The organism is Pseudoalteromonas sp. Cn5-37, assembly GCF_021532495.1.
Lineage (GTDB): Bacteria > Pseudomonadota > Gammaproteobacteria > Enterobacterales > Alteromonadaceae > Pseudoalteromonas > Pseudoalteromonas simplex.
Genome location: NZ_JAKGBA010000033.1, coordinates 1 through 21301 on the forward strand (window position 1 = coordinate 1; position 21301 = coordinate 21301).

Here is a 21301-nt window from a genome sequence, read left to right on the forward strand (position 1 = left end):
ATATAGAACGTGCGCTAAACGCCAGACCTAGAAAGTGCCTAGGTTACAAACAGCCTGTCGTTGTGTTTAACGAATTACGCAATGCGGCCTAATTTAGCGAGTGGTGCACTTCGGGGTTGAATTCGCGAGCCCCTAAACCAGATGTTTCAGACTATTATAATCATAAACGTATTTTATTGATCAGTAACAACTCGCAATGCCATGATGTGATGCAAAAGTTACTAAAAGTATATGGGGCTGATGTTAAAGTTAGCGACATAAACACACTTGCTGATGAACATACAAGCAATGTTGATTATGTTTTTATTGATTATGAAAGTATTCAAGCGATAAACCCTCAATCACTGGTAAATAGCCTCGCGAATACATTAGAACAAGGCCGTATAATTTTACTGCATCTACCAACTAACCCCCTTCCAAAGGCGCTCGATACAAAAGTTACATCCCTTAATAAACCAATTACACAAACTAATTTATTGAGAGTTGCAGGTTTTGAAGTATCAGAAAATGAGCCACTTTATTTGCTGAGTGAAAACAGAACGACAGAAAATGACATAACAGCAGATGTTTTAACCCAACTTAAAGGCTGCCGAATATTAATTGTGGATGACAATGATATAAATATTGAAGTTGCACTTGGCGCCTTAGATGGATTGCCTATAGAGGTTATTACTGCTCAAAATGGTCAAGAAGCGCTGGAAATTTTATTAAATTCTAAAGCGAGTAACGAAGTTATTCATTGTATTTTAATGGACTGCCAAATGCCGGTTCTCAATGGTTATGAAGTGTGTGAAAAAATCCGAGCCGCAGAGGCTGGTCAGTACTATGCACAAATTCCCATCATAGCAATGACGGCAAGTGCTATGGCTGGTGAGAAGGAAAAGTGTATTGCAGTTGGAATGAGTGATTATGTTAGTAAACCTATCCAAGCTCACGAAGTTCAGTCAAAAGTTGTTAAGTGGTCTTTATCGAATTACGAGGGAGATTCGCTTAGTACTGAACAAAGTAATTTAGAGCCTCTTTGGGATCGTGAGCAAGCATTGGTTAGACTTTTAAATAAAGAAGCCTTATTAATTAAAATATGCGAGATGTTCATTACTAAAGCGCCGCTAAGGCTTAAAGAATTGCAAAGCCAAATTAATGCTAAAGATAGTGAGCAAGTTCGTCAGGTTGCACATGCCTTAAAGGGGATGTGCGGAGAAATAAGTGCCAGTCACTTGAGAAGTTTATTCGCTGACGTTGAAAAAAAAGCGAGCCAAGGCAATTTAAACCTTGAGAAAACTATTATAGAAATAGAGCAAATACTTACCCAGCTTATTACTGATATCACTCAATGGTTAGAAGAAAATTAGTTTATGTTTCATTCAAAGAGCAATTTAAAAATAAACACAATTTTACGATATCGAATTATACCAATTCGCTTAATAAAGTGGTCTATTTTGAGGCAATAAAACCTCGTTGATAACAAGGCAAAAATTTCGTTATTCAGTTGTGCTCGGCAATTGCCTCTTGATTGCTCTACCTTCTGCATCCATGCGCTCGTAAAGCAGAAATTTTTAACGCAGATCGTGGGTTTAATCCCTTAAAATGATTAAGTATTATTGCAGATTAGTATTAGCTGTAACTTTAAACAGCTAACGTGAGTTTCTTACTCATTTGCAACCGGCCTTGATAAGACATACCAAGCTGACAATAGTATAAACAAAGCGACTGTTGTTGTAAGCGGCCACGCTGGTGACGCACCAAGATAAAATAATATGAAGCCTATTGCCATCCCCACACAGGCAATACATTTAACTTTACGCGAAATCGCGCCATATTGTTGCCAGTTTCTTAATGTTGGTCCGTAATGGCGATGATTTAAAAGCCAGGCTTCGAACCGCGATGAGGAGCGCCCAAAGCAATAAACAGCAACAATTAAAAAAACAGTCGTAGGCATCACGGGTAGAATCGCACCTATAATTCCAAGCCCTGTAAAAATTAAACCTGTCAGAAAGAATAGTACTTTCAGTACTTTGGAACCTTCAGTCATTCCGTGTGCGTTTTTTATTTTGTTGCTGCTCATTTTTATTTTTGGCTTATGCAAATGTTTTATCGACTAGCTCACGAACAAACGAAAATGCTTGTTGAGCAGCAATAAGCGCATTTTTTCTTTGTAAATCATCAAGCTCTATTTTATTGATTGAATTAGAAAACTGTTGCCATGCAGCACCGCGGCCTTGCTCGGCTGGTGCTAAATGTCTAGCGCCAAATGTCTCTGATAAATCAATACGTTTGGCGGCTTTTAATAAATATTCTGCACCGAGGTTTGAGCCTTCAACTACATACAACCACGCTAAGCCTTGTTCAAATGAGAATGTGTGCTTATCAGCGTATTGCTTACGAATTTCATCGGCCTGCTGTTTAAATGATAAATCGCATAAATCATCGTACACAGCATCTAAGCGCTGCATACCTGCAAGCCCTGCAATGCAATCTTGAAACCTTTTATCATGATATAAAGGGGCGACCGTAATATGAAATGCTAGCTGTACTTGTAAAAACAATGCATAGCGTTCAATGCTTGAAAAAGGCCTTTTAGTCATAATCGCTTTATCTAAACCATCATGAATAGAAGATGTTTCTGCTTTAAACTGGGCTGTTAAAGTGTTCTCTTTAATTGTTTCCATATCCAATGAAGACATGATTAACTCCGTGTAGCTAATATTTAATTTATAAAAAATTCAACAGGTAAGGTGAGCGTTAATGTAGTACCTGTTATTTCGTCTGGGGGTAAGGGTAATGGTTCTGCGCGTTTGACCAGAGCAAGTACCTCTTCATCAAGGGATGACACACCGCTTGCTCTAAATAAAGAGACTGCAATTACTTGGCCTTCTCGATCCATTGTAAATTTGACCCAAGGTACGCCTTGCTGACGTTTCAGTTTTGCCATTCGAGGATAGCGTTTACGTCTTTCAAGGTGAGCTGATAATTGCATTTGCCAGCGCTGCTTAGCCTCAGCTTGTTGCTTGCTAAATACATTACTTACTGGGCCTGTACGCTGTTCTGCTGGGGCTGCATCAATTGATTTTGGTGCAGTTGTCTGTGCAACAGCGCTGTCGTTCTGGGAATTTTGTTTTGTCTGTTCAACTTTCTCTTTAACAGGCTTAGCGTCATCAACAGCTGTTTCTTGCACTTTTTCAACTTTAGCTACTTTGGGTTTTTTAGTTACTTTAGGCTTTGTAATTTTAATTTCAGACTGCTTGGCGATAAGCTCTGGTTGCTCGACTTTTGGTTGTTCTTTTGGTTTGGGTTTAGGCTTACTCTCAGCTGAGGATTGACTTGCCATCTGTTGTTCAGGCCCCTCAGGTAGTGCATTTTTGGGTACTTTAGGTGCGGCTACCATACTAATGACGACGGCATCAGGCATTGCGGCATTTGCCGTTTGTGTTATTGCAACTGCTGGGCTCATAATAAAGTAGGCTGCAACCAATAGATGAACAACTAATACTGTTGAAACACAGAGTAACTGTAATTTACGATAGCCTGTTCTAAGCGTTGGCTGGCCAGCTATCATGCTCATTACTGCTGACTCGCTTGTGTTTTTTCTAGCCCAACTAACGCAATGTTCTTATAGCCTGCTTTAGAAAGAATATTCAGCAAATCAACAAAGTCCCCGTAATCCACACTGCGATCTGCGCGGATCAAAATTGCGTGCTCATTAGTGATTTTTTGCTGCAATAACGCTTCAACTAGTTCGGTTTTCGCGACAGACTGCTTTTCACCAATAACCAAAGACAAATCTTTTTGTAATGTAAGGTAAGTTGGTTTTTGTTCAGAGGCTTTCGTTTCAGAATCAATACTGGGTAGTTCAACAGGCACGCTAACTGTTGCTAATGGTGCAGCAACCATAAAAATAATCAGTAAAACCAACATAACATCAATAAACGGCGTGACATTAATGTCATGTTGTTCAACTAGTTCTTCATCATCTTGTTGTAAGTTAAAAGACACTGCTTTATTTCCCTGCAGCTTTGATTTGCTGATAGTCAATTAACTGCTCTAATGGTTTTGCTTGAGAATCTTTTGCTGATAAGTCTCGGCTAAGGATTGTCATTATGACAGTCACTGTGTCTAACAATTGCGATTTATAGGCTGTTATAGAGCGTGAAAAATAGTTGTACATTACAACTGCGGGTATTGCTGCAACTAAACCAAGAGCTGTTGCAAGTAATGCTTCAGCTATGCCTGGCGCGACAACAGCAAGGTTGGTTGTTTGTGTTTTGGCGATGCTAATAAAGCTATTCATAATCCCCCAAACAGTACCAAACAAACCAACAAATGGAGCAACAGAACCAATGGTTGCTAAAACCCCCGTTCCTTTGTTCATATCTGCAGATAGCTCGGCTTTTACCCTATCTAATCGAGCTGCAACACGCTCTTTTAATGCATCACTTGTCGTTGCGTTATTACTACTTAAGATAAGCTCATGTAGGCAAGCTTGAATTAATAGTTTTGCCGTACTTGGCTCTTGAGTTAAACCTTGTTCTGCCATTTTTAAGTTATGACTATTTAATAGTTTGACTAATAAAGCCCTGCCTTCACGTTTACTTTTATTAAGATAAATAAGCTTCGCGATAAAAACACCCCAACACACAATTGAAGCTAGTAGTAGGCCAATCATAACGGTTTTAACAATCACATCGGCCGCTAAATACATTCCCCAAGGCGACAAATCATGACTAACAAAAGCTGCGCTATCGGCTAATTGTGGGTTATCTAATTTAGTTACTTGGCTTACTATTTCATTTGCTGGGTCTTGCTCAGATGAATAACTATGCCCGGAAAAAAAGCCAACAAGAGCCACAAAAAGCACTACTCCAAATTTCATTAAATCTACTCCAGCCAACTGACAAAAATGGCGAAAAAAATAAACGTCATATTTAATAAGACGCACCAAAATCATTTTCCCGTAATAAAAATTAAAATTTTTTGTCGACGGCGGGCATTTGCCTTAAGCGATTCGTTGTAATTCTCTGATTGAATGGAATGTTTTGAAAAGAGATTAGCCAAAAGTAGTAATTATCATATTTTAAACAACAAACTTGCCTTGAATAAATAACAATGATACGGTAATGATAATTGTTATCATTTGCCGTTGTTGGTAGGGAACCGCAGTGCTTAATTACACCGGTATGGATCTATTTGTTCGCGACAATCAATTTTGGTTATTAAGGTTTTTACAGAAGAAACTTAACCTTCATTGCCATCATGATGCACAAGACCTTTCACAAGACACATTTATTCGTGCTCTGACTTCGTCAATTGATTTATTTGAAGTGAAAGAACCCCGTGCTTACCTTGCTACAATTGCAAATCGTTTAATTATCGATAAAGCAAGACGTAAACGCATTGAGCAAGCCTACCTTGAAGCTCAGTTAGAGTCTTCACAAGAATATGCCCCTTCGTGTGAAGAAGTGCATGAAATGATTCAAAAACTAGAGGCGTTATCGCGCTTACTTGAAGGGTTAGCAGATAAACCAAGGCGCGCATTCTTAATGGCAAGGTTAGATGGTCTGAAGTATCAAGAAATTGCTCAGGAACTGAATATATCGGTGAGTATGGTGCAAAAATATATCGCTCAAACATTGCTTCATTGTCACAGTCAATTACTCGATTAAGCCATAATGTCCGTACAGTACCCAGACTACAAATCTAAGCTTGAACAAGCCGCAAATTGGTGTGTCTTACTCAATTCTGACAACTTCACCGATGCCGATATTCAAGCCCATAGTCAGTGGCTCAAAGCCGATCCTGAAAATCAAAAAGCTTACTCAGAATTGCAAGCACTGTGGCGCGAATTTGACAGCACTGATAACAGCCATTTTGATTCGAAAATCCTCAATAGGGTACTAGATAAAGATAAGCCTAAGTCTAATCATTTTGCTAAATCGGTCGTTTTATCGGCACTTTTTGTCGGGTTTGGTCTTATAGCCAGTCATGTAGGTCTAACAGGAATCAGTTCTGATTATTACACTCTAAAAGGGGAGCAAAAAACTGTTGAGCTTAAAGATGGCTCCATACTGACTCTCAACGCGCAAACCCAAGTGGATATAGAATTTAGTTCTAAGCAACGATTGATTAAGTTGAATCAGGGAGAGATACATTTAGTGGCAAAAACTAATTCAAGTTGGCCATTAGTGGTGGAAACAGATAAAGCAACGGCAACAGCCTTGGGGACACAATTTACTGTTAAACGCCACGAACAAGATACCTTTGTCGTTGTGAGTGAATCAAAAGTAGAGCTGTGCTATTTACCTGCTCAAAAATGTGTCGTAGGTAAGGAAGGTCAAGCAATGTCAGTGGCTAATAGTCACCTCATTGGGCCAACAGCTGCAAACCCCGATATAGAATTAGCATGGTTAAATAATAGGTTAGTTGCTAATAATATGAGTTTAGCTAGGTTATTAAGTTTGCTTGAGCCTCATTATCAAGGCGTGTTTATTTACAACCAATCCGCACTTGAACATATCCGAGTTTCAGGTGTTTACCCAACAGACAATATTGCTATGGCGCTACAGATGATAGCGTCAGAACCCGCGGTGACCCATACCTCTGTCGCCAATTATTTTGAGTATATCTCATTGAAATAAAATAAATTATAAAATTAATTTCATTATTTAATAAATTTTATTACTGCTTTTTGATTTTGCTGCGTCCTATTAATAGCTCTAAAAAATAATGAGAACTATTTATGTTAAAAGGCCGCTTATCGCGTTTAATTTTTACAGTCTTGCTATGCCTGCAATTTACATTTTCTGCAAAGGTGTTAGCGGATCAAGCCCACCAACTTGATATACCTCAAGGTAGTTTGGCTGAGGCACTTAATACATTTGCCCTCCAAACAGGCATCTTGCTGCAGTTTGATCCTAAGCAAGTTGGCGATCTGCAATCAACTGGTCTAAAAGGGGAATTCGAACTTGATACAGGATTCCAACAGCTTCTCTTAGGGACTGGCTTGTATGCCGAGAAAACGGCTAATGGAAGTTATGTTATACGTGTACTCTTAGCCCAATCAAATGGTGATATTTTACTCGATACCTTAGAAGTTCAGGCTACATCTAATAAGCGTATAGAAATTTATCAATCAGCCTCCTCAAATACTCAACTTGATCAAGCTCAGCTTCAACGTATTGCCCCACGTGATACATCAGATATTTTCTATAACGTTTCAGGTGTTACCACTTCCCAAACTCGGCAGGAGCCTGGGGTTGCAGTAAATGTTCGTGGCTTACAAGATTTTGGTCGAGTTAATGTGATGATTGACGGAGCTAGGCAGAACTTCAAACGAAGTGGTCATGGTGCCAATGGGATGGTTTATTTAGATCCTCAATTACTGTCGAGTGTCGAAATTGCAAAGGGACCAGTAGGCGAAAGTGGTGGTGCTGGCGCGATTGCTGGTGTTGTAAATTTTAAAACGCTTGAATTTGATGATTTGGCGGCTCCCGGTAAAGATCATGGTACTAAGCTAGCCATTTCATCTGGCAACAATGCCTATCACATGCAAGGCTTATTAGCGTCTACTGTGCGTGTGGGAAAAGATCTAGAACTTGTTGCTGCGGTAGGGCATAAGAATGTTGGTCGTTTTAAGCCAGGCCAACATGGTGGTAATGCTGATTCTAGTAATTACTTTAGCGCAATGAGTAACTTTACCGAGCAAGATAACTGGTCGTCATTACTCAAAGCTGATTACACAATAAATAAAGAGCAGTCAGTAAAACTTAGCTATATCGGCTTTTATGGCAACTTTGAAGAAGGCTCAACCACATCAGTAGATGCAGAGCCCGAAAGTAGCAGTTCACTTAATAACGATACGATTAAATTAGATTACACATGGGCTGCAAACTCAAATTACCTCAATCTTAATGCCAGTGTTTATTACAACCGCACTCAAATGCGTCAGCATGTTTATGAAATGGGAGAAAGCAGCAATCCCTACGGCGAGTTTAAATTGCAATATGAAACCAACACCCTAGGTATGGTTGTTGATAATCTTGCCTTTTTTAGTCTCAAGCATGATTGGTTAACACAACATGAGTCATTGTTATTAGTTACTTTAGGCGGCGAGTATTTTAAAGACTGGACAGAGCCTCAAGCAATACAGCAAACGCCAGGAACTGGCGACCCATCTTGGTTTACAGGTGCAACCCCTGAAGGTGATCGCTCTCTAGGCAGTGCTTATATTCAAGCAGAATGGCAATACGGCGAGCATTTTTCTTTTGAATCAGGTTTGCGCTATGAGCAATTTTCACTGCAAGGAGGTGGAGAAATATACTCTGGTTACATTCTTAACCCTCCCGGAGTTTCGCCTAGTCGCACTTTGATCTATACCGACTTTGACGTTGACCGGCATGAAAATTACCTTTCACCAAATATGCGTTTAGCCTATCGCTTTAACGATAAAATACAAGGCTACTTAAGTTCAGCTCAGGCAGTCAGGCCGCCTGAAATCACAGAGACCTTATTATTTGGTGCTCATGTTGGTAACTCTTTCCCTTTTTACCCAAACCCTGGACTTGAAGCTGAAGAAGCTTGGAATAATGAAATTGGTCTTAATTTTGAGTTGCTTGATATAGCCAAAGGCCACGATTTATTCATTAAAACAGCATGGTTCGAAAATACCATCGATAACTTTATTGTCCAAGGTCGCGTGATGAGACCTACTTCTATTGATGACAATGGAATGACATTGAGTTATGTCAATTTACAAGATGAAATCCGTTTTGATGGCCTTGAACTGCAAGCTGATTATGAATCAAAAAGGCTATTTGCTGAGCTTAATTACACCAAAATGAATGTTGACCTTGGCAAGGGAGGCTATGATCCATTTCCTCTCGGCAGCCAAGTAGGTTATCCAGAAACAAGTATGGGTCAAGCTGGATCGGGAAGCTTGAACTATATCCCTCCACCAAAACACAGTGGTGCATTGACCCTAGGCTTAAAGTTATTTGAAGACACTTTAAAGTTAGGCGCTCGAATGCGTTACGAAGATAACGACGGTCGTGGTGGCAGCGCTTATGAAGACGTTGTTGACTGGCAAGTTTATGACTTTTGGTTGGAATATCAATTTACATCACAGTTTAAATTACGTATGTCGGTCGACAACCTGACCGATCTCAATTATGCCGAAGCAAATGGTACTTCATATTGGATTGCGCCTGGGCGCACCGCCACTGCTCAATTAACCGCAACATTTTAAATAATAAAGGAATAAAAATGCGACATACCTTTAAGCTAGCCCTTATTACCAGTGCATTATTTAGCGCAAATCTTGCAAGTGCAGCTGAAATTAACCTACAACAATTACATGCATTTGGTACACCGCCGACCATTATGATGGGCGGCGATAAAGGCATGATGCCTGCAAAACCACCAACATTAAATACCCAAAATGGTAAATTAATAGGTACTTTTCTTTCTGGTGGTGGTAGTGACTTTGCCACGCTAACGCAGTCGGGTATTTATAGCTTCACTCCCCAATTAACTGAAGGCGAGTTGACCGACTACATCACATATATAAACGAAGTTAATAACGACACGCTAGCCTTTGTAACGAATACCGTGGTTGATAGTCAGGGAGTTGTTTACGGTGGCGCAAACAGAACATTATTCAAATGGAGTGAAGGCGAAGTAATAGAGGATGCACTATCGCATTTGGATCTCTCTAGTATTAATGGCGGAGACTTCCGAGTACAAGGCTTGATGACAATAGATGCACAAGACAACATCTATTTTGCCGCTTATGAACGAGGTAGTGATTATAGTGCATTACTGCGTCTTAATAGTGAAGGTGAAATCGCAGTACTGATTGACTTTAGCCGTGATGAATACAAACAGGGCAATATTTTTACTAAAGGTGAAGCGCCTGCCTCACTGATATACAGTGAGCAAGATAATGCTATATATGGCCTTGCACATAAATCTTCAAAGTCTGATGGAGCAGGCAGTACCGAAGGCCTAGAAGATGGCGACTTCCCAAGCGGCACCTTGTTTAAGCTAGATTTAACTAATGCTAAAACGGATGGCAGCTCAGAAGTACAAATTTTAAAAACCTTTTCTAATAACCTACATGGTCTTATTGATGACCATACCTTAGCAACCAACTCGTTAGTAGAAAGCGGTGATTGGTTATACGGAACGTCAGCTAAAACAGTATGGCGTGCCCACAAAACCAATTTAGACGCATTTACCGTGTTACATACATTTGGTTCAGAACAAGATGAAGCAGAAACAAACCTAAATGGTAAAACGCCAGCGGGCCCACTTGTAGTTGCAGCAGATGGAAACATTTACGGTACAACAACCGCCGGAGGCAGTGACGATAATTCAGGTGTGCTATTTCGTATTAATCTAAGTACAGACGCACGTGACCTTGATAAAGAGCAAGACAATTTTCAGCTTGTACTCCACTTTGCAGATCAAGCTTCACCTTTACCAGTAGGTTTAACTGCTGGTGCGCTAGTGAATGGCGAACAAATTATTTACGGTGCCACCAATGGCGACGCGGTAAACGACACAGGAAGCGTATATCAATTCACTGTAAAAGAGCATGCCTTGGAGTTTAATACTCAAACCACTGAAATAACTTTAGGAGAGAGTGTTGAAGTCAACTGGCAGTCAACCAACTTAAGCCAATGTACTGCCAGTGGCGATTGGCAAGGTGCAAAAGAAGCTAGTGGTACTGAATCAATTGAGCCAAGCTCTGAAGGTGAAAAATCTTATTTATTAAGTTGCCAAGACACTGACCAAAAAACACATGTTCAGTTAGTTAATGTGGTTGTAAATCCAAAACCAGAGCTGAACTTTACTTCTTCAGTTACCGAAATCACCTTAGGAGAAAGCGTAGAGTTAAATTGGCAAACATCTAACTTAAGCCAATGTACGGCTAGTGGTGACTGGGAAGGTACAAAAGAAACCAGTGGTACCGAAACTATCGAGCCAAGCACTGATGGCAACAAATCATACATTCTAACTTGCCAAGATAACGACCAAACTGACTATGTTCAAACTTTGGATATTTTAGTTAATCCTGCACCGGAGCCAGAACCAGAACCAGAGCCTGAACCGGAAGATAATAGCAGCAGTGGTGGGGCATTTGGCGGTGTAATCTTGGCTCTTGGCTTATTAGTTGGTAGGCGCTTTCGTAACAAAATTAAAAGCTAAATTAGCAACCAGTTTTGCTAATTAACCCAGTCATATCAATCTGGCGCGCAATTGATATGACTATTTCAGACCTCTAGGTCATTACAAAAACAGAAAAGGAAATATTATGTCTATACAAGTTTCATATGGTGCAAATTATAGCTACGGCAGTTTAAATGACTTTTTCACCTACGCAAGTGAGTTTTTTACCGATACAACTTACGATGAAAGCATTGGTAGTTTCGCTGGTACTGAAAATCCAGATCCTATTGTAGATTTAGGTTTTTGGGGGAGCTTTGGCACATTCTCTGGCACGCAATTTGTGCAAGAGGGCACTTCAAGCGATGGCAGCCTAGGCTTTATCATTCAGGCTGCTGATGGTTCTTACTTAGATTACACCTTCTTCTCTAGCCCATCTCATACAATTTACGGTGAAATTGCCTCAATTTCCTTTGGTTACGGCATCACTCAAGATGCTAACGGTGAATACAGCTTCACTGATGAGTTAGTTAGTTTCGATGGTCTAGATACCATAGGCTTAAATGCCGGTATTGATGCAAGCGGCAATGTGATTGACCGTACAACCGGTGACAATACCACCCATAACATTGTAGATGGCTTAAAAGATGCGGAGTTTGATTACTTCACTACTTTACTATCTGACAATGGAATTGACTTAACCCTAAACGACACTGGTGCTGCTAGCTTTGCATCACTTGACACTATTGGTGTTTCAAGCTTTGTCGAATACGAACTCGTTGCATAATCTAACTGCACTGTAGCTTTGCTGCAGTGCTACTTAAAATTTATTGAGCTAGCTATGAAAACACTCTGCATTTTTTTATTCACTTTGCCGCTTTCTTGCCTTGCTAACACGGCGGTTGACGATGTTAGTGTAAATTACCTGACTTCACTTCATTATAGTGGCCCTGAAGGTTGGCCTACGGCTGGGAAACCCTATGCACCCCCTATCTATAATGCTGAGCGAGACCAACTACTGGGAATATCATCCACAGGACATGTAGATATTTTTGGTAACGACACTAGGGCAGCAAATATGTGGGGGCTGGCGCCGGTGCAAGGTCATTATTTTTCATTGGCTAAAGATATTAAATCATACTTGGGTTTTGCTGAGCATCCACAGCTCGATAGGCTTTATAGTATTGATTTAGATGGTAACATTTTTTATGTTCACTCAGATGGCAGTAATAAAAATATTGTTTTTGATAACAGTGAGGAAGAGCTTAGCAGTCAACCTAACGTTCAGCCTATTTTTGATCAGCAGGGGCGGCTACTGTTTATAGACACAGACGGCGAATCTTACTCGCGGTTAATGCGCTTAGACGCCGATAACACCCTGATTGAAATGCACCGTTTTAACAATAACCCGCATGGCTATTATACTGGTGCGGGAGGTATGTTATTGAGTGGTAATACATTATTTGGCTATTTGGCCTACCCCAGAGGCACACCATTTTTAGATACACTCTCGATTGATGATGATTTTATTGTCGGCGCCCTCTACGCAATGGACTTAAGTAACGACCCAGTACAAAGCCCTGAAATTATACACGAGTTTACCTTAGCCGAGGGAGAAGTTCCGTGGACAAGAGGTGAAGCTGCGCGTATAGCCACCTATTTGGTTGAAGACCAACAAGGTTATTTATACGGCACCACGTCGGTAGGTACTTGTAAAACAAAAGGAATAATCGTTCATAATCAGCAAGAGGCAAAATTTGATAATGGCATTTGTGGTGGTAGCTATGACTTATATTCTGTGACCGATAAAGAAAACCTCATCCATACAGAATATCCTCATTATGATGGCAGTAACCCTTTTGGCTCTGTATTTAGAGTAAAAAAAGATGGTTCTGATTTTGTGTTAGTGCATACATTTAGTGACCTAGATGGCAGTCAGCCCCGCGGACCAATGGCGATTACGGACAGTGGCTACCTTTATGGTACAACGATGGGGGGCGGTGTCCATAAAGATGAAGTTATAAGCGTAAAGCAAGGTAACCCATATCCTTCACAATTTGGGGAAGTAACCGGGAATGGCACCATTTATCGCATTCGCCTCGCTGATATTAAAGTTGAAAATGGCGTGGTCGTTGAAAGTGGTTTTGAACATGTACACTCTTTTAAAGCGGGGATAGATGTTGATGCCGACGGCAAAGTGCCAACCGGTATTATGTTAGCTGCAAACGGTAACTTATACGGCACCACTTTATATGGTGGCCGAGGGTACACCGATAATTCTGGTAATAAATACCTCAATGATAAATTCGGTACTGTATTTGAAGTAGATTTAAGTGCTCAACAGCCGACAGGCTCAGTGTCAATCAGCATAACTCCAGGGTCTATAAAGCAAGGAGAGCAAGCCGAAGTGACTTGGTCCAGTTTCAATGCAACAGACTGTAAAGCAACGGGGGAAACAGTGATTGGCGACTGGCAACCTGATTCGCCACTAGAGCCGCAAGGCAGTATGGTTATTTCGCCACAGACAGGGGTTTATACATTGACAGTTAATTGTAAGGATAGCGATGTGAATAGTCGTTTTGCTGCCCTAGCAACCTTGTATGTGGATGCAGAAGCAAAAGCAAAAGACAGTGAGTCACTTAGCTATGGTAATGGCGGCAGTTTAGACTGGCGTTGGCTGTTTTTGTTAACTGCGGCAGCATTGTTTAAACCAGTTCGTACAACGAGGTTTAAATGAACGCTTCGCAAGCGCTTAGTAAACCACTTAAAGATGCTTTAAAGCTGCAAATGCGCAGTTTTTATCATGTTGCAGGGTTTAGTGCGGTCATTAATGTATTAATGCTGTTGCCTGCAATCTACATGTTGCAGGTTTATGATCGCGTTTTGAGCTCAGCAAATTTAGACACCTTATGGCTAATCTCTTCGATGGTTGCGGTATTTTTCTTATTAATGGGGGGGCTGGAGTGGATCCGGAGCCGAGTATTAATAAGCATTAGTCAGCAATTTGATAAAACTTTACACAACCGTGTATTTAATGCGTTATATCAGCATCAACTTAAAACTGGTAACGCTAACTCAGGACTACTGATTAACGATCTTAATCAAGTTCGTCAGTTTATGACTGGGAGTAGCGTGTTTGCCTTTTTTGATGCGCCTTGGGCGCCTATTTTCTTAGTCATTCTGTTCTTTTTTCACCCTTTATTGGGCACGCTCGCATTGGTTGGTAGTTTAGTGTTATTTGCTTTAGCTTTAGCAAATGAATTATGGGCTAAACAGTCTCTAGTTTTAGCCTCTCAAGCAACTACAAATGCTAACAGACTCGCCAGCGATATCATTAATAATGCCGAAGTTGCTCAAGCCATGGGTATGCAGCAAAATTTACAAGAACGATGGCAATCAGAGCACTGGGCTGGAATTTGCCATCAAAGTGAAGCGAGTAATTTAAGTTCTGTGCTTACTGCAACCAGTAAAGTTTTACGACTCGCATTACAGTCAATGATGCTAGGTGCAGGCGCATGGTTAGCTGTTGCGGGAGAAATAACAGCTGGAATGATGATTGCGGGCTCTATTTTGGCAGGACGCATGCTCTCGCCAGTTGAGCAATTGGTTGGTGCTTTTAAACAATGGCAATCAGTTAAGCAATCACAACAACGTTTAAATGGCTTGTTATGTCAATATCCATCAGTAAAGGAAGGGCTTTGTTTACCTAAACCAAGCGGTAAATTAACCATCGAGAACGCCACTTTAATCCCACCAATGGCTCAGCATCCTGTTCTTAAAAATATTAGTTTTGAGCTTGAACCAGCAGAAATTTTGGCCATTATAGGCCCCTCAGGTGCTGGTAAATCATCAATTGCGAGAATGCTATGCGGTATTTGGGAGCCGCGTATAGGAAAAGTGCGATTAGATGGCGCAGATGTGTTTCAGTGGAATAAACAAAGCTTAGGCCCTTTTATTGGTTATTTACCACAGAATGTGAGCCTTTTTGCAGGCAGTATCGCGCAAAATATTGCACGATTTGGCGAGGTGGATGATCACTTGGTGATTAAAGCCGCGAAGTTGGCTGGGGTCCATGACATGATACTCAAGTTAAGTAATGGATATGAAACGCAACTAGGTGAAGCCGGAACCGGTTTATCGGGCGGCGAAAAACAGCGCATAGGTCTTGCAAGAGCAGTGTATGCTGATCCTAAGGTGGTTATTTTAGATGAAGCAAATGCGAATTTAGACGACAGCGGTGAGGCTGCGTTAGCAGCAACAATCAAAACGTTAAAGCAAGCTGGAAGTAGTGTGATATTCATAACTCACAGAGCGAATATTTTAGCTATGAGCGATAAAATTTTGTTACTAAACAAAGGCCATGTTCAGGCATTTGGCGCTAAAGAAAACGTATTAAACGCCATGCAAAGAGCCAAACAAAGTCAACAGGGAGTGGCAATAGCATGAATGCTCAACACGGCATAGCAGGTCGTAAATACATTCTTTGGGGCTGGATTATGACGGTACTAAGTTTGGGTGTTTTTTTACTTTGGGGAGCCTTTGCACCACTGGATAAAGGTGCTGTGATTGAAGGTCAAGTTATTGTATCTGGAAGAAAAAAACAAATACAAGCTCCACAAAGTGGGGTGCTTGCCCAGCTGTTAGTGCAAAATGGTCAGTGGGTTGAGAAAAATCAGCCTTTAGTGACCCTCGATAACCGAGTCGCTAAAAGTCAGCTTGAGGCCGCAACAACTCAATATTATATGGCACTGGCAGAAAAGGAACGTTTATATGCTGAGTTTACACAAACGCCGAAGTTGCATTATTCATCAGCGCTAACCGAAATAGCATTACCACAAGCCGAAGAGGCTATGCGCTTGCATCAGCAATTGTTTGTACAAAGAAAAGCAACACAGGATGCTAAACTCTTACTGTTAGAAAATAACAAACACACTACGCAATCGAGAATTTTAGGCCTACAAAATGTGGTTGCCAGTCAGCAACAGCAATTGGCGGTATATAAAAACTGGCTTAGAGACACACAAGCTTTAGTTGATAAAGGCTATCAATCACAAGAAAAACTTTATCAATTACAGGCACAAGCTGCGGAGATCAGTGCTGATTCAGCAAATTCACAAGCAGAACTAAAAGCACAACAGGCCAGGTTATTAGAGCAAGACACTCAATTACAACAGACAATAAAAGCTTACAAACAAGATCTCAGTCAACAGATGGCTACCAATCAAGCAAGTATTAGTCATTTCAAACAGCAGATCATTACGGCTCAATTTAGCCTGGATAATAGTGAAGTTCGCGCACCAGCAGCGGGGCAAGTCGTAGGCCTTAATGCGTTTGGTGATGTAGTATCCCAATCACAATTATTAATGGAAATAATGCCTAAAGGCCAAACTCTTATTGTCGATGCGAAAGTACCAGTTCATCTAATTGATAGCATCTTACTTGGTCAAGAAGTTGATTTGCTATTTAATGCTTTTAATACCAGCACCACGCCAAAGGTAAAAGGCAATATAGATAGCCTGACACAAGATATTGTCAACGACCAACGAACTGGGCAACCTTATTATCAAGTAACTATTCGCGTCAATGAACAAGCGCTGCTAAAAGATTTGGTGTTACAGCCAGGGATGCCAGTTCAAGCATTTGTTAAAAATGGAGAGCGTTCGATGCTGAGTTATTTGTTTAAACCTTTTATTGATCGTATTCCTCATGCAATGGCTGATAATTAAAAAGAATTTCACTTTAATTAATAATTAAGAAGGTTTACCTAATAAATTAGCTTGAATGAGAATGATTATTGTTTATAATGTCCGCCTGCCACGCAACGGGACTTTGTAAATTTTGACTAGCAAGACCACTAACAGAACTGGGTTCAACTCGCTGTATCAAGAACACCACGAATGGTTAGTTCGTTGGATTGCTAAGCGAACAAGTAGTGCTGATAATGCCCAGGATCTGGCGCAAGATACGTTTATAAAATTGTTAAATAAGCCAATGCTTTATGATGATATGCGTAGCCCTCGTGCCTGGCTTACGAAAGTTGCTGGTAACTTGATGACAGATCAATTACGCAGGCAAGTGCTTGAACGTAATTATCAAAGCATGCTCGAATCAATGCCTGAGTCTGACTACTTTTCGCCCGAAGAGCAATTAGAGTTGCTTAACTTACTTGAGCAAATTGACAAGTTACTCACGGGTTTGAAAGCAAAAGAAAAAAAAGCTTTTTTAATGGTTAGATTGGATGGCATGAGTTATAAAGATGTCGCAAGCGAACTAAAAGTAAGTTTATCTTCAGTCGAAAAATATATCGCTAAAGCAACACTACAGTGCTACCAACTTGTTTATTTTGACAGCTAAATCTGATGAATTTTAGACTCAATCACAATCAAGCTCATATTCCAGAACACATAGTTCAACAAGCAATTCGATGGCAAATTAAAATTGAATCTGGCAGCATCAGTGAGGCAGAGCAGGCACATTTTGTGAAGTGGCGCAGTGCAGATCCATTACATGAGCTGGCATGTGCTCGGTTACTACACCTTGATAAAGCATTTAGTGATGTTGCTGTTAAGTCCGCCGGGTATGCACGAGAAACATTACAAAAAACAGACCATGAAATTGATAATCTGCAGCGTAGACGTTTGCTCAAAAGCGCGCTTGGTACGACACTAAGTGTAGCCGGTGTGGCTTTTTTAGTTGAGCAGCAAGGCGTTCGTCATTATTTAAGTGCCGATTTATCAACCAGGGATAGTCGCGAAGAATTTACTATTTTCAAAAATAGCCAACTGTGGTTAAACCGCCATAGTACGGTAGAAATTGATGAGCACAAGAGTAATTCTATTACGCTCACGCAAGGTGAGTTATTTTTAAAAACCGCAGCTATTGATGCACCTGTTCAACTGCACACTCCGCATGGTGTATTTGCTACTCAAAACGCAGAAGTATTTGTTCGTCATGAGGCAAGCCATGCGATTGTACAAGTAAACAAAGGCCTACTGCATTATAGTGCAGCGGCAGGTGAAAACAGTTTATCCCTACAAGCAGGCTCAACGTATCAACTCTTTTCCAATAAACAATTTACGTTAAATTCTGGGGTTTTTGATTACAGTAGTTGGCGTCAAAATCTACTCACTGCCAGAGCCATGCCGCTTGCCGATTTTTTACACGAATTGGCTCGTTATCGAAGCGGCCATATTCGTTGCCATCCAAGTTTAAACGACACGCTAATTTCTGGTGTATTTCAGCTTTCAGATACAGATTTAATTTTATCAACTGTTGCACAATCAGTGGGTGCAAAGCTTAACTATCTGACCCGTTTCTGGGCTGAAATTTTGCCAAAGTAAAATAATTCTCATTTATTTTTACGGCTTTTCATTTTTCGTTCGGCTTTATAGGTATGTAACGAAAAAAGGAAACTCACATGCCGTCTCGTGTATTGCTTACTAGCTGTGCCATATTTGTTTCGAGCCTGTTGTCTGTGGCCCCAATTTATGCGGCGCAATCATCAGCTAGTTCAGCTAATTTCACATTAGTTCAATTTGACTTACCTGCAGGTAATTTAGGTGATTCATTAACGCTTCTTTCACGACAAGCAGGGATCACACTGAGCTTTGATGAGCAAATCGTAAAAAATATCTCTGTATTAGAGCTTAAAGGACGCTACAGCACAGAAACTGCTTTAAATAAACTTTTACAATCAACCTCATTAGAAGCGTTTTTGATTGCTCAAAACGCTTGGATCATTAAAGCTAAGCCACAATCAGATGTGATTGCTCTTGATACTATTCAAGTTCAGGGACAACACAATAAACTAAAAAATAAAACCTATACCGAGGCAAAATCGGTAAACGTCATCACTCAGCAAGATATTGAACGATTTCGCGGTACCAGTGTTGGCGATATATTCCAAGGTACACCTGGGGTATTAGTCAGTGAGAACCGTAACTCAGGTGGTTTAGACATCAATATCCGCGGTATGCAAGGTCAAGGCCGTGTGCCAGTTACTATTGATGGAAGTCGCCAAGAAACAACTGTTTATCGAGGGTATTCAGGTGTCTCTAGCCGCAGTTATATTGACCCTGATTTAATTGGCTCAATGACGATTAGTAAAGGCCCTGTTATGGACGCGCAAGGGACCGGTGCGACGGGCGGATTAGTGAGTGTTAGCACTCTTAATGCAGACGATATTGTCAAAGAAGGGGAGCTGTCAGGTGTGCGTTTAAGAGCGAGTGCCATAGGTAATAGCTCAAGCGTACCTCAGCCTGGAACCTATGCAGGCTATTATCTACCTCGTAATGCCTATCGCTCAGATTGTCGCTTTTCAACATATTGTACTGAACAGTACTTGATGCCAGAGCATTTTGCCCCCGAAGAAGGAATGGACAGACCTAGTTTGTTAGAGTTTTCGAGTTACGCGGGGAGTGTTGCTGCAGCAAAACGCTTTAGTTGGGGTGACTTAGTTGGTGCTTACGCTAAGCGTGAACAAGGCAATTATTATGCAGGTAGCCATGGCCCTAAACCCGAATTGATTTATGGTGAGCCGGTTAAAATGGCTTGGTATACCGAGACTCCAGTCTCTATGGAAGGTGCGTCAAGATTTCGTGCTAATGAGCGTATACCAAATACAAATTTCAATAGTGAGTCGGTATTACTTAAAACGAACTTGGTGATGCCAAAAGATCATAGCTTAGAGATGAGTTATATCCTTTATAACAGCGAATATGGCGAAATGATGCCTTCGCAAATCCGCTCTTTTGGTCAAGCAAGACAATGGCTTGACAGCGAAGTAACAAACCATACCTATACATTAAAATACAAATGGCAACCGCTTACTTATGATTGGGCCGATTTTTCGGCTAATTTGTGGCACACAGATGCGATTACAGATCTTAATACACCTCGTCCCGGCTCAGTTGATATTGCCGACAACATAGCCCGAGAAGATGACTATCAGCGTTGGGGTGCTGAATTTAGTAATAAAATGATGTTCTACAATTATGGCGAACTTGCATTGAGCTATGGCATAGCCGGGCAGTGGGAAGATATGGATACCGATACGGTCCAAACAGATAATTCTTATGCAGGTTCACGAAGCGGTTGGCGTAAAGAGTTTAGTGCTTTTAGCGCTGTCGATTGGCAAATTACAAAGCAGTGGCAATTAGAAGCAGGGTTCCGCTTTAGTCATTTCTCTTCAAAAGATAATAACCCTTTAGAACTTAAGCCTAATAACCCTGCATGTACACCTGATGGGCAAGGAGGCTGTGTTCCTGTCAATTATCAGAATAGTCACTCAGGTGGTGCGCCGATTATAGCTTTAACGTGGCAAGCGTTAGACGGTCTTCAATTATACATTAGACACGCAGAAGCTTTACGTATGCCAAGCTTGTTTGAAAGTACCTCTGGTTTGTCTGCGAGCCCTGTGCTTGATATATCTCTGAAGCCTGAGCATGCCAAAAACCAAGAATTGGGTATTAATTATTTAAACGAAAAAATAGCGAATAACACAGATCAACTGGCTATCAAGCTTGCCTATTTCGAGAATCATGTAGATGACTATTTAACTCGAACACAACCAAATGCGTGGGAGGAATCACAAGGCGGTTTGCTCGATTTATTTCGTATGCGCAATATCGACAGTTTAGATCTTAATGGTGTTGAGTTTAACTTTAGTTACACAGCACCTTTTTGGTTAGTTGAATTAAGTGGTACTAAATATTCTTATATTGAAGTGTGTAATGATGGTAGCTACGTGCGTTATGAATGTACTGATTGGGGGATCACACAGAGTTACATCAATAATATGATCCCGCCTAACTGGCATGCCAGCCTGCATTTAGGGTTACGTCTTTTTGATCAAAAATTCGAGACTGGTTTACGCGCTACCTTCATGGGCGAGAGAAACTCAATTCCTCGATACAACGCACCAACAGGTTTTAATGAGCCTGTGCTATGGCACAGCTATAACCTTTTAGATTTCTACAGTTCATACCAATTTAACGATACGGCGAGCCTTGATTTTACTATCGATAATATTACCGATCGTTACTACTTAGACGCATTGAGCTTAGGACTTGTGCCAGCCCCAGGGCGCACAGCCAAGCTTAGCTTAACTTTACAATTTTAATTGCCAGAAAAACCTGCAAGG

At 40.8% G+C, this 21301-nt stretch carries 17 protein-coding genes; 12 read left to right on the forward strand and 5 right to left on the reverse strand.

What is annotated here, in order from left to right; genetic code table 11:
* The first annotated feature begins 209 nt into the window (after positions 1-209).
* The gene (locus tag L1266_RS19750) at positions 210-1352 is read left to right on the forward strand and encodes a response regulator (protein WP_235378197.1); all 1143 of its coding nucleotides are present in this window, start codon (positions 210-212) and stop codon (positions 1350-1352) included.
* Between the two features lie 296 nt (positions 1353-1648).
* On the opposite strand, the gene L1266_RS19755 is transcribed toward L1266_RS19750, so the two are convergent.
* From L1266_RS19755 to exbB, 5 genes are read right to left on the reverse strand one after another with little or no spacing between them, the layout of a single operon-like run.
* Positions 1649-2065 carry a YbaN family protein gene (locus L1266_RS19755; protein ID WP_235378198.1) on the reverse strand — a complete coding sequence of 139 codons (417 nt, stop codon included), beginning with the start codon at positions 2063-2065 and terminating at the stop codon, positions 1649-1651.
* Positions 2066-2078: 13 nt separating this feature from the next.
* Positions 2079-2684 carry a biliverdin-producing heme oxygenase gene (locus tag L1266_RS19760; protein WP_235378199.1) on the reverse strand — a complete coding sequence of 202 codons (606 nt, stop codon included), beginning with the start codon at positions 2682-2684 and terminating at the stop codon, positions 2079-2081.
* A 23-nt stretch (positions 2685-2707) separates the two neighbouring features.
* Entirely contained in the window at positions 2708-3562 is an 855-nt protein-coding gene (locus L1266_RS19765) for an energy transducer TonB (RefSeq protein ID WP_138617835.1), read from the reverse strand.
* Positions 3562-3993, reverse strand: a complete 432-nt coding sequence (locus L1266_RS19770) for a biopolymer transporter ExbD (protein ID WP_235378200.1) — start codon at positions 3991-3993, stop codon at positions 3562-3564. The genes L1266_RS19765 and L1266_RS19770 overlap by 1 nt, the downstream gene beginning before the upstream one ends.
* A gap of 4 nt (positions 3994-3997) precedes the next feature.
* On the reverse strand, positions 3998-4870 hold the full coding sequence (gene exbB, locus L1266_RS19775; protein WP_235378201.1) for a tonB-system energizer ExbB: 873 nt from the start codon (positions 4868-4870) through the stop codon (positions 3998-4000).
* Positions 4871-5156: 286 nt separating this feature from the next.
* Between exbB and L1266_RS19780 the strand changes: the two genes are divergently transcribed.
* The 11 genes from L1266_RS19780 (at position 5157) to L1266_RS19830 (ending at position 21280) form a co-directional block, all read left to right on the forward strand.
* On the forward strand, positions 5157-5660 hold the full coding sequence (locus tag L1266_RS19780; RefSeq protein ID WP_200909101.1) for a sigma-70 family RNA polymerase sigma factor: 504 nt from the start codon (positions 5157-5159) through the stop codon (positions 5658-5660).
* 6 nt (positions 5661-5666) lie between these two features.
* Positions 5667-6632 (forward strand): FecR family protein, encoded by a 966-nt coding sequence (locus L1266_RS19785; RefSeq protein WP_235378202.1) that lies wholly within the window; start codon positions 5667-5669, stop codon positions 6630-6632.
* Positions 6633-6733: 101 nt separating this feature from the next.
* Complete coding sequence (locus tag L1266_RS19790) at positions 6734-9238, forward strand: TonB-dependent receptor (RefSeq protein ID WP_235378203.1); 2505 nt, start codon at positions 6734-6736, stop codon at positions 9236-9238.
* 17 nt (positions 9239-9255) lie between these two features.
* Complete coding sequence (locus L1266_RS19795) at positions 9256-11202, forward strand: choice-of-anchor tandem repeat GloVer-containing protein (protein ID WP_235378204.1); 1947 nt, start codon at positions 9256-9258, stop codon at positions 11200-11202.
* 106 nt (positions 11203-11308) lie between these two features.
* On the forward strand, positions 11309-11947 hold the full coding sequence (locus L1266_RS19800) for a heme acquisition protein HasA (RefSeq protein ID WP_187489367.1): 639 nt from the start codon (positions 11309-11311) through the stop codon (positions 11945-11947).
* 54 nt (positions 11948-12001) lie between these two features.
* The gene (locus L1266_RS19805; protein WP_235378205.1) at positions 12002-13897 is read left to right on the forward strand and encodes a hypothetical protein; all 1896 of its coding nucleotides are present in this window, start codon (positions 12002-12004) and stop codon (positions 13895-13897) included.
* Positions 13894-15606 carry a type I secretion system permease/ATPase gene (locus tag L1266_RS19810; protein ID WP_235378206.1) on the forward strand — a complete coding sequence of 571 codons (1713 nt, stop codon included), beginning with the start codon at positions 13894-13896 and terminating at the stop codon, positions 15604-15606. The genes L1266_RS19805 and L1266_RS19810 overlap by 4 nt, the downstream gene beginning before the upstream one ends.
* Complete coding sequence (locus L1266_RS19815; protein WP_138617823.1) at positions 15603-16886, forward strand: HlyD family type I secretion periplasmic adaptor subunit; 1284 nt, start codon at positions 15603-15605, stop codon at positions 16884-16886. Before L1266_RS19810 ends, L1266_RS19815 begins: the two co-directional genes overlap by 4 nt.
* 112 nt (positions 16887-16998) lie before the next feature.
* Complete coding sequence (locus L1266_RS19820; protein WP_054553565.1) at positions 16999-17514, forward strand: sigma-70 family RNA polymerase sigma factor; 516 nt, start codon at positions 16999-17001, stop codon at positions 17512-17514.
* Between the two features lie 5 nt (positions 17515-17519).
* Complete coding sequence (locus L1266_RS19825) at positions 17520-18500, forward strand: DUF4880 domain-containing protein (RefSeq protein WP_054553566.1); 981 nt, start codon at positions 17520-17522, stop codon at positions 18498-18500.
* A gap of 77 nt (positions 18501-18577) precedes the next feature.
* Positions 18578-21280, forward strand: coding sequence for a TonB-dependent receptor (locus tag L1266_RS19830; protein ID WP_235378207.1), 2703 nt, complete (start codon positions 18578-18580; stop codon positions 21278-21280).
* The last annotated feature ends 21 nt before the right edge of the window (positions 21281-21301 follow it).

What these genes read in the sequence shown, in the direction of transcription:
- L1266_RS19765 (WP_138617835.1), bottom strand. Translation starts at nt 3,562, where the DNA reads ATGAGCATGATAGCTGGCCAGCCAACGCTTAGAACAGGCTATCGTAAA.
- L1266_RS19805 (WP_235378205.1), top strand. Translation starts at nt 12,002, where the DNA reads ATGAAAACACTCTGCATTTTTTTATTCACTTTGCCGCTTTCTTGCCTT.
- L1266_RS19755 (WP_235378198.1), bottom strand. Translation starts at nt 2,065, where the DNA reads ATGAGCAGCAACAAAATAAAAAACGCACACGGAATGACTGAAGGTTCC.
- L1266_RS19750 (WP_235378197.1), top strand. Translation starts at nt 210, where the DNA reads ATGCAAAAGTTACTAAAAGTATATGGGGCTGATGTTAAAGTTAGCGAC.
- exbB (WP_235378201.1), bottom strand. Translation starts at nt 4,870, where the DNA reads ATGAAATTTGGAGTAGTGCTTTTTGTGGCTCTTGTTGGCTTTTTTTCC.
- L1266_RS19830 (WP_235378207.1), top strand. Translation starts at nt 18,578, where the DNA reads ATGCCGTCTCGTGTATTGCTTACTAGCTGTGCCATATTTGTTTCGAGC.
- L1266_RS19810 (WP_235378206.1), top strand. Translation starts at nt 13,894, where the DNA reads ATGAACGCTTCGCAAGCGCTTAGTAAACCACTTAAAGATGCTTTAAAG.
- L1266_RS19790 (WP_235378203.1), top strand. Translation starts at nt 6,734, where the DNA reads ATGTTAAAAGGCCGCTTATCGCGTTTAATTTTTACAGTCTTGCTATGC.
- L1266_RS19815 (WP_138617823.1), top strand. Translation starts at nt 15,603, where the DNA reads ATGAATGCTCAACACGGCATAGCAGGTCGTAAATACATTCTTTGGGGC.
- L1266_RS19800 (WP_187489367.1), top strand. Translation starts at nt 11,309, where the DNA reads ATGTCTATACAAGTTTCATATGGTGCAAATTATAGCTACGGCAGTTTA.
- L1266_RS19825 (WP_054553566.1), top strand. Translation starts at nt 17,520, where the DNA reads ATGAATTTTAGACTCAATCACAATCAAGCTCATATTCCAGAACACATA.
- L1266_RS19795 (WP_235378204.1), top strand. Translation starts at nt 9,256, where the DNA reads ATGCGACATACCTTTAAGCTAGCCCTTATTACCAGTGCATTATTTAGC.
- L1266_RS19785 (WP_235378202.1), top strand. Translation starts at nt 5,667, where the DNA reads ATGTCCGTACAGTACCCAGACTACAAATCTAAGCTTGAACAAGCCGCA.
- L1266_RS19760 (WP_235378199.1), bottom strand. Translation starts at nt 2,684, where the DNA reads ATGTCTTCATTGGATATGGAAACAATTAAAGAGAACACTTTAACAGCC.